Consider the following 12,898-nt stretch of genomic DNA (forward strand, 5'->3'; position numbering starts at 1 on the left):
ACCACACCTAGAAGAAGGTCTTGGCCACCAAGGCCCTCATCTAGGTGAGGATGGCTGGACAGGAAAAACCCGCCCAGCCACATCGCAACATGGGGAATGCGCCACGCGCATTCCTTCCATGATTACTTGAGTTCGACTTCTGCGCCAGCTGCTTCGAGCTTGGCTTTGATGTCGTCTGCTTCTGCTTTTGCAACGCCTTCTTTGACGGCCTTGCCACCTGCTTCAACGAGGTTCTTCGCTTCAACGAGGCCAAGACCTGTGATGCCGCGAACTTCTTTGATGACAGCAATTTTATTGCCGCCAGCAGATTTCAGGATAACGTCAAATTCGGTTTTCTCTTCAGCAGCTGCGCCGGCGTCACCACCAGCAGCAGGGCCTGCCATCATGACAGCGCCGCCTGCAGCAGGCTCGATGCCATATTCGTCTTTGAGGTAGTTCTTCAGTTCTTGTGCTTCGAGAAGGGTCAAGCCCACGATCTCTTCGGCAAGTTTTTTGATATCAGCCATTTTTCGGTTTCCGTATCTAAATTTGTGATCCAACATCATGCGGCATAGCCAAACATAACGGGTCTCAAGGTTGCATTATGCGGCTTCGGCCTTCTCTTCGATGGTCGAAAGGATGCTCGCAATATTCGAAGCAGGTGCGCCAATTGCGCCAGCGATGTTGGAAGCAGGTGCCCCAATGCAGCCCACGATCGAAGCAATAAGCTCCTCACGGGATGGCATGGACGCAACGGCTTTAACGCCAGCTTGATCAAGCACAGTGCCGCCCATAGCACCGCCAATGATAACGAATTTAGCATTCGCCTTGGCGTAGTCCTCGGCAACCTTGGCCGCAGCCACAGGATCCTCGGAATAGGACAACACAGTCATACCCGTCATCAGGTCGGCAATGCCTTCGGCAGGCGTTCCTTGAAGGGCGATCTTGGCGAGCCTGTTCTTGGCGACGCGTACAGACCCACCAGCTTCGCGCATTTTCGCGCGCAGGTCTTGCATCTCAGCAACCGTGAGGCCCGCGTAGTGAGACACCACGACAACGCCAGAGCTTTCAAAGATTTGGCCGAGTTCCTCGACCACTCTCTCTTTCTGGGCTCTATCCACAGTTCTACTCCAATTAGGGGGTCACCCCCCGGCTCAAGTTTGGCAGGTTTCCCTACCTCTTCGGGTCCAAGTGAGGGGCCCGAGCCAGACCGCCCGAAGGCGCGGCGGCCTTGCGGAAATCCGAAACTCGTTTCCCATCTCAGGAAGGATTTACGGGCATGCGCCCACCCTCCGTCTCGGACAGGTGACCGCGCCCACGAGCGAATCGCAGACACGGGTCGAAACGGGGCCATACGACAGAACGCAAAGAAACCCAAGAGGGAACACCACTTTGTGACCAAAGTTGCCCCACCCGAGTTGTTGCGGTCAAACCCCGCGGCTTTCGGCCCCCTCGCACAGAGAGGGCCAAAACTGTTTACGCGTTGGTCGCGCTTTCAACGCTAACCGACACACCAGGCCCCATGGTGGAGCTGAGCGTGATACGCTTCAAATATGTGCCTTTTGCGCCTGCTGGCTTGGACTTCGATACAGCGTCAACAAAGGCGCGGATATTTTCCGCCAGTTTCGCTGCGTCAAAGCTGGCTTTGCCAACCGCACAATGAACGATGCCCGCCTTCTCGACCTTGAACTGAACCTGACCGCCTTTGGCCGCTTCTACGGCCTCTTTAACGTCCATGGTCACAGTGCCGATTTTTGGGTTTGGCATCAGGTTACGAGGCCCAAGAACCTTACCCAAACGGCCCACGATTGGCATCATGTCAGGGGTTGCGATGCAGCGATCAAACTCGATCTTGCCGCCCTGAACGATTTCCATCAGGTCTTCCGCGCCAACGATATCCGCGCCTGCAGCCTTGGCTTCATCTGCCTTAGGGCCGCGTGCGAAAACCGCAACACGCACAGATTTGCCTGTGCCATTTGGCAAGGTCACTGTGCCGCGCACCATTTGGTCAGCGTGACGAGGGTCAACGCCCAAGTTCATCGAGATATCAACCGATTCATCGAATTTTGCCGAAGCATTGGCTTTGATCAGCTCAACGGCTTCTTCGATTGTGATGTCTTCTTTTCCTGCGAAGGCGGCACGGGCTGCCGTTACGCGCTTACCAATCTTGCCCATAACTTACCCTTTCACCTCGATACCCATCGACTTTGCAGAGCCGAGGATGATTTTCATTGCCGCTTCAACATCGTTCGCACTGAGGTCTTTCATCTTGGCTTCAGCGATTTCACGAACCTGAGCAACAGTCACAGTTGCAATGGTCTCACGACCAGGATTTTCGGCACCGCGTGGGCGGTTGCGCTTGCCAACAGATTTCAAACCTGCGGCCTTTTTCAGGTAATAAGACGCAGGCGGCGTCTTGATTTCCATCGCAAAAGATTTGTCTTGGTAATAGGTGATCACTGTGGGGCAAGGGGCGCCTTGCTCCATATCTGCGGTCTTGGCGTTGAACGCCTTGCAGAATTCCATGATGTTAATCCCGCGCTGACCCAATGCAGGGCCAACAGGTGGGGATGGGTTAGCTTGACCTGCAGGGATCTGCAGCTTCATCGTTCCAGCAAGTTTCTTGGCCATCTGGCCTCTCCTTTTTTTCATCGGCACAGCTTGGCTGCACCCTATCAGGATCGGGACGCGTCCCTCTCCCAGTCGCTAGCGTGGTTCGGCACATCATGCGCGCATGATCCTGCCTCCCACGAATGAGCGGCGCCTGCGCGCCGCACCCACATCAGGCGGTTTTCGACACCTGCGTGAATTCCAATTCCACGGGCGTTGCGCGCCCGAAAATCGAGACCGTCACCTTGAGGCGCTGGTTCTCATCATCAACTTCTTCGACCATGCCATCGAAATCTTCAAACGGCCCGTCATTAACCTTAACCTTTTCACCAACATCAAAGGTGATGGTCGAGCGGGGGCTGGCCTCGCCCTCTTCGACACGGTTTAGGATCGCGTTCACTTCATCATCGCGCATCGGCATGGGGCGGCCCTGCGGCCCAAGGAACCCTGTGACGCGCGGGATCGAAGACACAGCATGATAGGCGCGGTCGGTCAATTCCATGCGCACCAGAACATAACCAGGCATAAAGCGGCGCGGGACGGTGACTTTCTTGCCACGGCGAATCTCGATCACTTCCTCTTCAGGAACGAGAACTTCTTCGATCTCATCCTCGAGGCCCTTTTCGGCCACGGCGTTTCTGATCTGCTCGGCGATGCGCTTCTCAAAATTTGACAGCACGCTCACCGAATACCACCGTTTCGCCATCCGCTTCTTCCATCCTCGACATAAGGCGCGACCGCGCGCCAGTTATTTTAGTGTCCAACAGCTTGGCATCATGCCGCGCGTGCCGTCCCGAAACAAAAAATCAGCGTGTATCTCGAATCGATACACGCCGCCGGGAAATATTCTCCGTCCCCCTACCCCCCGAAATAGGGAAAATCAAGGGTTCAAGGGTCTTAGCCTACCGCCGTCAGCAGCAATTCCAAACCTTGGCGGATCAGCCAATCGACCATGAAAAAGAACAACGCCGCCAAAACCGCCATCGCGAATACCATCGCGGTGGTGGTCACAAGCTCGCGGCGGGTCGGCCAAACGATCTTGGCGATCTCGGCGCGGGTTTGTTGAACAAATTGGATCGGGTTGGCCATGGTCTTTTACCTTTTTCGATTGTGGGCTGATATAGGCAAGCGCGCCCGATGATGCAAGCCGCGAAGCGCGCTATGTGCAGTCCAAGGTTGATAATCGGGAAAGTGGCAGGGGCAGCAGGATTCGAACCCGCGGCCTACGGATTTGGAATCCGTTGCTCTACCAACTGAGCTATACCCCTAAGGCCGTGCATGCTGATAGCGGGGCTTGGCCCCCAATGCAAGAGGAAGGCTGCGCAGATTTCCATGGTTTATCTTCCGCTTGGCGCTTGCACGGCGGGACAGTTTGCGCGAAGGAACCTAGCTATGACCAAGACCGCCACAGCCCTACGCAAAAGGATCGCAAATTCCGCCTTTGCAAATCGCGCGGTTGCAGCGGTTTTTGGGGCATGGGCGCGGTTGGTGCGCATAACCTCGCGCCGCGAGGAAGAGGGTTGGTCACAGGTTGAGGCGGCATTGGCCACCCATGGCGCTGTGATCATCGTTTGTTGGCATCAACGGCTGATGATGACGCCCTTTATGTTTGATCTTTCTAAATATCGCTGTCGCAGCCTGACGTCTGATGCACGGGCGGGGCGGTTGGTGGGCCATATCCACCGCCATTTCGGCTATGAAAGCGTGCCAATGCCGCGCGGTATCCTTGGGGCCGCTGAAATGCGCCTCATCCTAAAAGGGTTGCGCGAGGGCATCTCGATTGGTGTCTCGCCAGATGGGCCACGCGGGCCTGCGCGGGTCGCAAAATCAACCCCGATCCAATGGGCGCGCTCCGCCCAAGTGCCCGTGGTCAGTTTTACGTTTTCAGCCAAACATTATCTCATTTGGCCAACATGGGATCGGCTGATCTTTCCGCTGCCCTTTACCAAACTGCATCTGCGTTGGCGGGTTTGGGAGGAGACTGTGCCCCCGAAGCTCTCGGAGGCCGAGACCGCCGCACTGGCCGAAAGACTGCAATCCTTCATGGATGCCGAGGCGCTCGCAGCAGATCACAAAGTAGGTCACAATACCGCACAGCTTTAATGAAAAAAGCCGCCCCCGAAGGCGCGGCTTTCTTTGAGTTTAGAAAATCGCTAGCGATTAAGCGATGATTTTGGAGACCACGCCTGCGCCGACTGTGCGGCCGCCTTCGCGGATGGCGAAGCGCAGACCATCTTCCATCGCGATGGGGGCGATCAGCTCGACTTCGAACTTCAGGTTGTCGCCGGGCATAACCATTTCCGTGCCAGAAGGCAGGGTCACAGTGCCGGTAACGTCCGTGGTGCGGAAGTAGAACTGAGGACGGTAGTTCGCGAAGAATGGGGTGTGACGACCACCTTCTTCCTTCGTGAGGATATAGGCCTCAGCTTCGAACTTCGTGTGTGGCTTCACAGAACCTGGCTTGCAGAGAACCTGACCACGCTCAACGCCCTCACGGTCAACACCACGCAGAAGCGCGCCGATATTGTCGCCCGCTTCACCACGGTCAAGCAGCTTGCGGAACATCTCAACGCCTGTGCAGGTCGTCTTGGAGGTGTCGCGGATACCAACGATCTCAATCTCGTCACCCACATTGATCACACCACGCTCAACACGGCCCGTCACAACTGTGCCGCGGCCAGAAATCGAGAACACGTCTTCAATTGGCATCAAGAATGGCTGGTCAACTGCGCGTGCAGGCGTTGGGATGTAGCTGTCAACAGCTTCCATCAACGCGCGGATCGAGTTCTCACCAATCTCTGCGTCACGGCCTTCCATCGCCGCCAAAGCAGACCCTTTAACAACAGGAATGTCATCGCCAGGGAAGTCGTAAGAAGACAGAAGCTCGCGGATTTCCATCTCAACAAGTTCCAACAACTCTTCGTCATCAACCTGATCGACTTTGTTCATGTAAACAACCATCGCAGGGATACCAACCTGACGACCAAGCAAAATGTGCTCGCGCGTCTGTGGCATAGGGCCATCCGCCGCGTTCACAACCAAGATCGCGCCGTCCATCTGTGCCGCACCGGTGATCATGTTCTTCACATAGTCAGCGTGACCAGGGCAGTCCACATGCGCGTAGTGACGCGCATCTGTCTCATACTCAACGTGCGCAGTCGAAATCGTGATCCCGCGCGCCTTCTCTTCAGGGGCGCCGTCAATCTGATCATACGCCTTGAAATCACCAAAATACTTCGTGATCGCCGCTGTCAGTGTCGTCTTGCCGTGGTCAACGTGACCAATCGTGCCAATGTTCACGTGCGGCTTATTACGTTCAAACTTTTCCTTTGCCATAGCCCTGGCGCCTCATTTTTTGGGGGGCAAAATCTGTGCCCGAGTTCAACACGCGCGCTCGTTACGAGGCTTGAGACAAAAAATCAAGACGACATTCAGACCATTCAGCCCATGGTTGCAAACTGGGTTAGGGCGTAGGACGTGGAACGGGCGTGACAGTTGGCGTGGCACTGGTTTCTGCCACGGCCATTTCGGGCAGCTCAAGGGCAGTAAGATCCGCCTCAGCCAAAGGATCGGGGGGCACATCTAACCCCTCAAGCGCCGCATTTGCCGCATCGGGGTCAATGCCAAACCATTGCGGATTTTCAAGCATCCATGCCTGCACACGCTTGGCCGCGTTGCGGGCCAAAATCTGCATCTGTTCTTCGCGGTCACGGGTGAAGCCCGACCCAAATATCGTATCGGGTGACGCGCCCTCAAAAATGGTGATTTGGTTGGGTGCCTCATGCAATTTCACCCCTGCCGCATCGTCCCAAATATTGGCAGAAATCACCAAAACCGATTTTGGGCTGAGAAGGACGGGAATACCAGGAGGGGCCAGAGAATAGGCATCTACACTCAGCGCAATATGGTAGAGCTTATCCCCCTCATAGGCCCCAAATCGGCGATCAATCTCTGAGGAGATCACCGCAATCCACTCTTCGGGTGTAGCATCGCGTGAGGGGGGGACTTGCTGCATATTATCAGCGACAACAATATTGAACCCCAAGGCAAAATCCCCCATCGGGATTTGCGCCTGACCCAAAGGATCGGGGGCTGCGCAACCAAGTAGCAGCAGGGATATCATTCCCGCCGTAACACCGCGCCTTGAGAATGTTAAAAATCGCATGACAGACCCCCAGTGTTGTCAAAGCGGTTATGTAAAGCGGTTATCCCTTGGGAAACCGCGCGGTGCCATGCGCCCTGCCGTGGCCCGTTTGCCAATCCAATCGGCAAGTTCTGTTTCCGTGCGGGTGCGCCCCGCAGGATCAGACCAACTTAGACCATCGGCCAAACGCAAGCCACGCGCATCGACCAAACCGCCATCTTTGTATTTTTGCAGCCGCACACCTTTACCGCGCCCAAGTTCGGGCAGTTCGTCAAGAGGGAAGATCAGCACTTTGCGATTTTCACCGACAACGGCGATGTGATCATCCTCTGCCGCCAATCTATGGCAGACAACCGCGCGCACACCTTCGCGCAGGTTCAAGACTTGCCGCCCTGTGCGCGTCTGCGCCAAAACCTCATCTTCAGCAACGAGGAACCCATCCCCCGCACTGGAGGCCAAAAGCAATTTCTGCCCCTCACGATAGGGGAAGAACGCCAAAATCTCGGCCTCATTGGGCAAATCTACCATCAGGCGCAAAGGTTCGCCCAAGCCGCGCCCGCCAGGCAGGTTTGAGGCTTGGATCGTGTAGAAACGTCCGTTGGAGGCAAAAGCCAGCAACTTATCGGTTGTTTCCGCATGGAACAGGAAACGGCCCGCATCGCCATCGCGGAACTTCATCTCTGTGCCAAGATCAACATGGCCTTTGACCGCCCGCACCCATCCCATGGCTGAACACACCACCGTAATCGGTTCGCGCTCAATCATCGCCTCAAGCGGCACATCTTCAATCTCGCCCGCTTCGGCAAAGGCGGTGCGGCGTGCGCCACCTTCGGCACTTGCGCCACATTTCTTGCGGAATTCACGCAATTCATCGGCAATCCGCGCCCATTGCAGGCTTTCGGTTTCCAACAAATCCTCTAGGCCCGCACGTTCCTCCATCAGCGCGTCACGTTCGCGCTGTAATTCCATCTCCTCCAGTCGGCGCAGACTGCGCAGACGCATGTTGAGAATGGCATCGGTTTGCGTTTCGGTCAGTTCACCCTCGCCTTCGGGCGGGGTCTGATAATCCAATTCGGAGGTGGCGCGCACGAATGTGCGTGACCAATCTTCGCGCATCAATGCAGCTTTGGGGTCTTGGTCATAGCGGATAATATCAATCACGCGGTCAAGGTTGAGGAAGGCGATCAGAAAGCCTTCAAGAACCTCTAAGCGGTGATCGATTTTTGCCATGCGATGCTCGGAACGGCGGATCAACACATCGCGGCGATGGTCGAGGAAGGCGCGCAGCACTTCCTTAAGGCTGCACACTTTGGGCACGCGCCCATCGATCAGCACATTCATATTCAGCGAAAACCGCGTCTCAAGGTCTGAATTGCGGAACAGCATCCCCATCAAAACTTCTGGGTCTACATTGCGCGAGCGCGGCTCAAGCACGATGCGAATATCTTCCGTCGATTCATCCCGAAGATCCGCCAAAATCGGCACTTTTTTCGTTTGGATCAGTTCAGCTAGCTTTTCGATCAGCTTGGATTTTTGAACCTGAAACGGGATTTCTGTAACCACGATCACCCATGATCCGCGGCCTTGATCCTCGACCTCCCATTTTGCACGCAAGCGAAACGCGCCACGGCCCGTGCGATATGTTTCCGCGATACTATCACGCGGCTCGACAATCACGCCGCCTGTGGGGAAATCGGGGCCTTGGATATAATTCAAAAGTGTTTCATCGCGGGCATCTGGGGTTTTGATCAAATGCAAACATGCGGCGATAAGCTCGTCCAAATTATGCGGAGGAATGTTTGTGGCCATGCCCACCGCAATCCCGCTCGCCCCGTTGGCCAAAAGATTGGGGAAGGCTGCGGGCAGAACCTCGGGTTCCGTCAAGGTGCCATCGTAATTGGGGCGGAAATCAACGGCGTTTTCATCCAACCCTTCAAGCAGCGCCTCGGCCATCGCGGTCATGCGCGCCTCAGTATATCGGCTTGCCGCGGGGTTATCGCCATCAATATTTCCAAAATTTCCCTGACCATCAACCAGTGGATAGCGCAGGTTAAAATCTTGGGCCAAGCGCGCCATTGCGTCATAAATCGCGGCATCGCCATGTGGGTGGTAATTCCCCATCACATCGCCCGAGATTTTCGCAGATTTACGGAAGCCCCCGTTCGAGGCCAAACGCAACTCGCGCATTGCAAACAGGATGCGGCGATGAACGGGTTTCAGGCCATCACGCGCATCAGGCAGGGCGCGATGCATGATGGTGGACAGCGCATATTGCAGATAGCGCGTGCCAATGGCACGGCTGAGCGGTTCAACTTCCCGCTTCTCGTCAAAACTGTCATTCTGCTCGCTCATTGCACAACCTGATAGGCAAATTGCCCCGACCAAACAAGCGCCCCGTGCGCCCATTGCGATAAATTATTCCTCGCCTGCGCGGTTTTTTGCCCCAGATCGCCAGAATAGCAGGCCGCCGCAGTGATCCGTGATTGCGCATTTTGTGCGTCACACATAGCAAAGGCTGCGACAGGGCAAAGGCAAAGACCATGACAAAATCTATTCTGATAACAGGCTGTTCGTCAGGCATTGGGGCGTGCTGCGCGCGTGGGTTGCGGGCACGCGGTTGGCGGGTGATCGCAAGCGCTCGCAAAGCGGCGGATGTTGCGGCGCTGCGCGCCGATGGGTTCGAGGCCGTGCAATTGGATTACGCCGACCCTGCATCTGTGGAGACAGGGCTTGCAAACTGCCTTGAGATGACGGGCGGCACCCTTGATGCGCTCTTCTCAAACGGGGCCTTTGGCATCCCCGGTGCAGTCGAAGATTTGCCGCGCGGCGCTTTGGCCGAGATTTTCGAAACCAATGTCTTTGGCGTTCATGATCTGACGCGCCGCGTGATCCCTGTGATGCGCGCACAGGGGCATGGCCGCATCGTGCAACATTCGTCTATCTTAGGGCTTGTGACCTTGAAATGGCGCGCGGCCTATGTGTCGACCAAATTCGCGCTTGAAGGGCTGACCGACACGCTGCGCCTTGAGATGCGGGATACAAATATCAGCATCAGCACATTGAACACGGGGCCCGTCACCTCGAAAATCCGACAGAATTCTATTCCGCTTTTCGAAAAATGGATTGATTGGGAAAATTCTGCACGCGCGGATCAATATCGCAACGGCTTGTTGAAACGCCTTTATGAGGAGCGTGGGCCTGACCCGTTTGAACTGCCCCCCGAGGCGGTTCTGAAGAAGCTTGTTCATGCGCTTGAGGCATCACGCCCCAAGCCGCGCTATTACATCACAACGCCAAGCTATTTCATGTCGACCGCTAAACGGGTGTTACCGACCCGCGCCCTTGATTGGCTGATCGCAAAAGGGTGAGATTGCCGCATCCGTCCCTTGCCCTCTAGCAAAAATAATTCGCCTCTGTGAAAAACGCCCTAGCTGTGGCCTATCACAGACCGCCACGACCGAAGGGAAACCCAAATGATCAACGACCCGCTTTTTATTGTTGTCGCCTTGGCCTGTCTGGTCGTTGTGGCGATCTTGTTTCTTGGCATTAATTCCTTCCGCAAAGGCACCGCCGAAAGCGCGAAGCAATCCAATAAATTCATGCAAGCCCGTATCATCGCACAATTTGTGGCGGTGATTTTGATCGTTCTTTTTGTCATTTTGCGCGGCTAGGCAGCCAATTAAGGGAGCAGACCCATGGTCGTTTTGAACAAAATTTACACAAAAACAGGTGATGACGGTGAAACCGCCTTGGGTGATGGCAGCCGCGTGGCGAAACATTCCATGCGCGTCACAGCATATGGAACGGTGGACGAGTTAAACGCGACCTTGGGCATCGCGCGGCTTGAAGCCAGTGACGAGATGAGTGCGCATCTTGCCCGCATCCAGAACGATCTTTTCGACCTAGGGGCTGATCTTTGCACCCCTAATATCGAGAAAGACGCCGAACGCCCCTATCCCGCCCTACGCATTGTTGAGGCGCAAGTGACGCGTTTGGAAAAAGAAATCGACAAGATGAACGCCGATTTGGAGCCTCTGCGCAGTTTCATTTTGCCAGGTGGCACCGCCTTGTCGGCACATCTGCACATGTGTCGCACCGTCTGCCGCCGCGCCGAGCGCAATTGCGTGGAATTGGCAACGATGGAATCGGTCAACCCTATGGCGGTGAAATATCTAAACCGCCTCTCTGATTGGTTCTTCGTTGCGGGTCGCGTGGCCAATGAGGGTGGCAAAGCCGATATTTTGTGGACACCAGGCGCCAATCGCGAGGCTGAGTAGGTTACCGCAAACAAGCCTTTAAAATTAGTTTTCTCGAGAGCAGCGCCGCGTTAGAGCGTCTCAGATGCCGCTTTTGGTCTGTTGCCGCAGGGAATCAGCGATTACAACAGCGTCTGAATAATCGCGCCGCGGCGCGTGATCGAAATGCTTTAACTGGAGAACGTGCGGATGAAAATTCTGGTGCCGGTCAAGCGCGTGATCGACTATAACGTAAAAGTTCGTGTCAAAGCGGATGGCTCGGGTGTTGATCTCGCCAATGTGAAAATGTCGATGAACCCGTTTGACGAGATTGCCGTGGAACAGGCAATCCGCCTGAAAGAAGCGGGCAAGGCTGAGGAAGTGGTGGTTGTGTCCATCGGCGTCAAACAGGCGCAAGACACATTGCGCACCGCTTTGGCCATGGGGGCAGATCGCGCGATCCTTGTAGAAGCCGCCGATGATGTGCATCAGGATATCGAGCCTCTGGCCGTTGCCAAAATCCTGAAAGCTGTGATTGCGGACGAGGGCCCAAGCCTTGTGATTGCAGGCAAGCAGGCCATCGACAATGACATGAACGCAACCGGTCAGATGCTTGCCGCCCTTCTGGGATGGAGCCAAGCCACCTTCGCCTCTGCCCTTGAGGTCGAGGGCGACAGCGCCACTGTGACCCGCGAGGTTGATGGCGGCTTGCAGACAATTAAGGTCAAAATGCCCGCAATCGTCACAGTTGACCTGCGCTTGAACGAGCCGCGTTACGCGTCACTGCCAAACATCATGAAGGCGAAGAAAAAGCCCCTCGATGAAAAAACGGCGGCAGATTACGGCGTGGATGTGACCCCGCGTTTGACAGTGATCAAAACGACCGAGCCAGAAACCCGCAAAGCGGGCATCAAGGTGGCTTCGGTTGAAGAGCTTATCTCGAAACTTAAAGACGAAGCGGGGGTAATCTGATGGCGGTTCTTCTTCTTGCAGATGTCACCAACGGTCAGCTTGCCGTTGATCAGGTGTCCAAGGCCCTAACAGCCGTATCTGGCTTGGGCGATGTTCATATTCTGGTTGCAGGCGAAGGTGGCGATGCCGCTGCTGCAGAGGCCGCGACCCTTGCAGGCGCATCCAAGGTAATCTTTGCGGGCGATCACGGCTTTTGCCACATATTGGCCGAACCCGTTGCCGATTTGATCGTATCGATGGCGGGCGGCTATAGCCATATTGCTGCTGCGGCGACCTCGGACGCAAAAAACGTGCTGCCCCGTGTGGCCGCTTTGCTGGATGTGATGATCATTTCCGAAGTTGTGGGCGTTGTGGATGCCGACACGTTCGAGCGCCCCATTTACGCGGGCAACGCCATCCAAACGGTAAAATCAAACGATAGCGTGAAGGTCATGACCATCCGCACCGCAGGGTTCGATGCCGCCGCCACTGGCAACTCGGCCCCTGTTGAGGCCCTTGGCACCGCCGCCACAACAGGCCTGTCCCAATGGGTTGAGGATAAGGTGGCTGCTTCGGATCGTCCCGAACTGACCTCTGCAGGGATCGTTGTTTCGGGCGGTCGCGGGGTTGGCAGCCAAGAACAATTCGCCCTCATTGAAGGACTGGCCGACAAGCTGGGCGCTGCGGTTGGCGCAAGCCGTGCTGCTGTCGATTCTGGCTACGCCCCCAATGATTGGCAGGTGGGCCAGACGGGTAAGGTTGTCGCGCCGGATCTCTATGTCGCCGTTGGTATCTCAGGTGCCATTCAGCACCTTGCGGGTATGAAAGACAGCAAGGTGATTGTGGCAATCAACAAAGACGAAGAAGCCCCCATCTTCCAAGTGGCGGATTACGGACTGGTTGGGGATTTGTTTGATGTCGTGCCTGAATTGACAGGCAAGCTCTGATCCAATCAAACTTGGCTCTAAAGACCCGCGCC

The 12,898-nt window shown here is 55.8% G+C and carries 16 protein-coding genes and 1 tRNA gene; 6 read left to right on the plus strand and 11 right to left on the minus strand.

What is annotated here, in order from left to right; translation table 11 throughout:
• Positions 1-122: 122 nt before the first annotated feature.
• From rplL to AAC620_RS06520, 7 genes are all read right to left on the minus strand, one after another.
• Positions 123-506 carry a 50S ribosomal protein L7/L12 gene (gene rplL, locus AAC620_RS06490; protein WP_317657484.1) on the minus strand — a complete coding sequence of 128 codons (384 nt, stop codon included), beginning with the start codon at positions 504-506 and terminating at the stop codon, positions 123-125.
• Between the two features lie 75 nt (positions 507-581).
• Positions 582-1,100 carry a 50S ribosomal protein L10 gene (gene rplJ, locus AAC620_RS06495; protein ID WP_317657485.1) on the minus strand — a complete coding sequence of 173 codons (519 nt, stop codon included), beginning with the start codon at positions 1,098-1,100 and terminating at the stop codon, positions 582-584.
• 355 nt (positions 1,101-1,455) lie between these two features.
• Positions 1,456-2,154 (minus strand): 50S ribosomal protein L1, encoded by a 699-nt coding sequence (rplA, locus tag AAC620_RS06500; protein WP_317657486.1) that lies wholly within the window; start codon positions 2,152-2,154, stop codon positions 1,456-1,458.
• Between the two features lie 3 nt (positions 2,155-2,157).
• Positions 2,158-2,610 carry a 50S ribosomal protein L11 gene (gene rplK, locus AAC620_RS06505; protein ID WP_317657487.1) on the minus strand — a complete coding sequence of 151 codons (453 nt, stop codon included), beginning with the start codon at positions 2,608-2,610 and terminating at the stop codon, positions 2,158-2,160.
• Between the two features lie 151 nt (positions 2,611-2,761).
• The gene (nusG, locus tag AAC620_RS06510; RefSeq protein ID WP_317657488.1) at positions 2,762-3,295 is read right to left on the minus strand and encodes a transcription termination/antitermination protein NusG; all 534 of its coding nucleotides are present in this window, start codon (positions 3,293-3,295) and stop codon (positions 2,762-2,764) included.
• 191 nt (positions 3,296-3,486) lie between these two features.
• Positions 3,487-3,678 carry a preprotein translocase subunit SecE gene (gene secE, locus AAC620_RS06515; protein ID WP_317657489.1) on the minus strand — a complete coding sequence of 64 codons (192 nt, stop codon included), beginning with the start codon at positions 3,676-3,678 and terminating at the stop codon, positions 3,487-3,489.
• Between the two features lie 103 nt (positions 3,679-3,781).
• Positions 3,782-3,857: transfer RNA gene (locus tag AAC620_RS06520), tRNA-Trp, on the minus strand.
• Between the two features lie 124 nt (positions 3,858-3,981).
• Here AAC620_RS06520 and AAC620_RS06525 point away from each other — a divergent pair.
• Complete coding sequence (locus AAC620_RS06525; RefSeq protein WP_340243665.1) at positions 3,982-4,692, plus strand: lysophospholipid acyltransferase family protein; 711 nt, start codon at positions 3,982-3,984, stop codon at positions 4,690-4,692.
• 57 nt (positions 4,693-4,749) lie between these two features.
• On the opposite strand, the gene tuf is transcribed toward AAC620_RS06525, so the two are convergent.
• The 4 genes from tuf to AAC620_RS06545 all read right to left on the minus strand — a co-directional run bounded on the left by tuf (position 4,750) and on the right by AAC620_RS06545 (position 9,240).
• Positions 4,750-5,925 carry an elongation factor Tu gene (gene tuf / locus AAC620_RS06530; RefSeq protein WP_340243653.1) on the minus strand — a complete coding sequence of 392 codons (1,176 nt, stop codon included), beginning with the start codon at positions 5,923-5,925 and terminating at the stop codon, positions 4,750-4,752.
• 127 nt (positions 5,926-6,052) lie between these two features.
• On the minus strand, positions 6,053-6,754 hold the full coding sequence (locus AAC620_RS06535) for a hypothetical protein (RefSeq protein WP_340243667.1): 702 nt from the start codon (positions 6,752-6,754) through the stop codon (positions 6,053-6,055).
• 27 nt (positions 6,755-6,781) lie between these two features.
• Positions 6,782-9,085, minus strand: coding sequence for a DNA topoisomerase IV subunit A (locus AAC620_RS06540; RefSeq protein WP_340243669.1), 2,304 nt, complete (start codon positions 9,083-9,085; stop codon positions 6,782-6,784).
• Positions 9,082-9,240, minus strand: a complete 159-nt coding sequence (locus tag AAC620_RS06545) for a hypothetical protein (RefSeq protein ID WP_340243671.1) — start codon at positions 9,238-9,240, stop codon at positions 9,082-9,084. The genes AAC620_RS06540 and AAC620_RS06545 overlap by 4 nt, the downstream gene beginning before the upstream one ends.
• Before the next feature lie 33 nt (positions 9,241-9,273).
• Between AAC620_RS06545 and AAC620_RS06550 the strand changes: the two genes are divergently transcribed.
• The 5 genes from AAC620_RS06550 (at position 9,274) to AAC620_RS06570 (ending at position 12,866) form a co-directional block, all read left to right on the plus strand.
• A complete protein-coding gene (locus AAC620_RS06550; protein ID WP_340243673.1) occupies positions 9,274-10,101 on the plus strand; it encodes an SDR family NAD(P)-dependent oxidoreductase in 828 nt (275 codons plus the stop codon).
• 105 nt (positions 10,102-10,206) lie between these two features.
• Complete coding sequence (locus tag AAC620_RS06555) at positions 10,207-10,404, plus strand: twin transmembrane helix small protein (RefSeq protein WP_317657285.1); 198 nt, start codon at positions 10,207-10,209, stop codon at positions 10,402-10,404.
• Between the two features lie 24 nt (positions 10,405-10,428).
• Entirely contained in the window at positions 10,429-11,010 is a 582-nt protein-coding gene (locus tag AAC620_RS06560; protein ID WP_340243676.1) for a cob(I)yrinic acid a,c-diamide adenosyltransferase, read from the plus strand.
• A gap of 168 nt (positions 11,011-11,178) precedes the next feature.
• Complete coding sequence (locus tag AAC620_RS06565) at positions 11,179-11,940, plus strand: electron transfer flavoprotein subunit beta/FixA family protein (RefSeq protein ID WP_340243678.1); 762 nt, start codon at positions 11,179-11,181, stop codon at positions 11,938-11,940.
• Complete coding sequence (locus AAC620_RS06570) at positions 11,940-12,866, plus strand: electron transfer flavoprotein subunit alpha/FixB family protein (RefSeq protein WP_340243679.1); 927 nt, start codon at positions 11,940-11,942, stop codon at positions 12,864-12,866. The genes AAC620_RS06565 and AAC620_RS06570 overlap by 1 nt, the downstream gene beginning before the upstream one ends.
• The last annotated feature ends 32 nt before the right edge of the window (positions 12,867-12,898 follow it).

It is taken from the genome of Roseobacter sp. HKCCA2468 (assembly GCF_037805105.1).
Lineage (GTDB): Bacteria > Pseudomonadota > Alphaproteobacteria > Rhodobacterales > Rhodobacteraceae > M30B80.

Coding starts and splice junctions, on each gene's coding strand:
- rplL (WP_317657484.1), bottom strand. CDS start 506: ATGGCTGATATCAAAAAACTTGCCGAAGAGATCGTGGGCTTGACCCTT.
- rplA (WP_317657486.1), bottom strand. CDS start 2,154: ATGGGCAAGATTGGTAAGCGCGTAACGGCAGCCCGTGCCGCCTTCGCA.
- rplK (WP_317657487.1), bottom strand. CDS start 2,610: ATGGCCAAGAAACTTGCTGGAACGATGAAGCTGCAGATCCCTGCAGGT.
- nusG (WP_317657488.1), bottom strand. CDS start 3,295: ATGGCGAAACGGTGGTATTCGGTGAGCGTGCTGTCAAATTTTGAGAAG.
- secE (WP_317657489.1), bottom strand. CDS start 3,678: ATGGCCAACCCGATCCAATTTGTTCAACAAACCCGCGCCGAGATCGCC.
- AAC620_RS06525 (WP_340243665.1), top strand. CDS start 3,982: ATGACCAAGACCGCCACAGCCCTACGCAAAAGGATCGCAAATTCCGCC.
- tuf (WP_340243653.1), bottom strand. CDS start 5,925: ATGGCAAAGGAAAAGTTTGAACGTAATAAGCCGCACGTGAACATTGGC.
- AAC620_RS06535 (WP_340243667.1), bottom strand. CDS start 6,754: ATGCGATTTTTAACATTCTCAAGGCGCGGTGTTACGGCGGGAATGATA.
- AAC620_RS06540 (WP_340243669.1), bottom strand. CDS start 9,085: ATGAGCGAGCAGAATGACAGTTTTGACGAGAAGCGGGAAGTTGAACCG.
- AAC620_RS06545 (WP_340243671.1), bottom strand. CDS start 9,240: ATGTGTGACGCACAAAATGCGCAATCACGGATCACTGCGGCGGCCTGC.
- AAC620_RS06550 (WP_340243673.1), top strand. CDS start 9,274: ATGACAAAATCTATTCTGATAACAGGCTGTTCGTCAGGCATTGGGGCG.
- AAC620_RS06555 (WP_317657285.1), top strand. CDS start 10,207: ATGATCAACGACCCGCTTTTTATTGTTGTCGCCTTGGCCTGTCTGGTC.
- AAC620_RS06560 (WP_340243676.1), top strand. CDS start 10,429: ATGGTCGTTTTGAACAAAATTTACACAAAAACAGGTGATGACGGTGAA.
- AAC620_RS06565 (WP_340243678.1), top strand. CDS start 11,179: ATGAAAATTCTGGTGCCGGTCAAGCGCGTGATCGACTATAACGTAAAA.
- AAC620_RS06570 (WP_340243679.1), top strand. CDS start 11,940: ATGGCGGTTCTTCTTCTTGCAGATGTCACCAACGGTCAGCTTGCCGTT.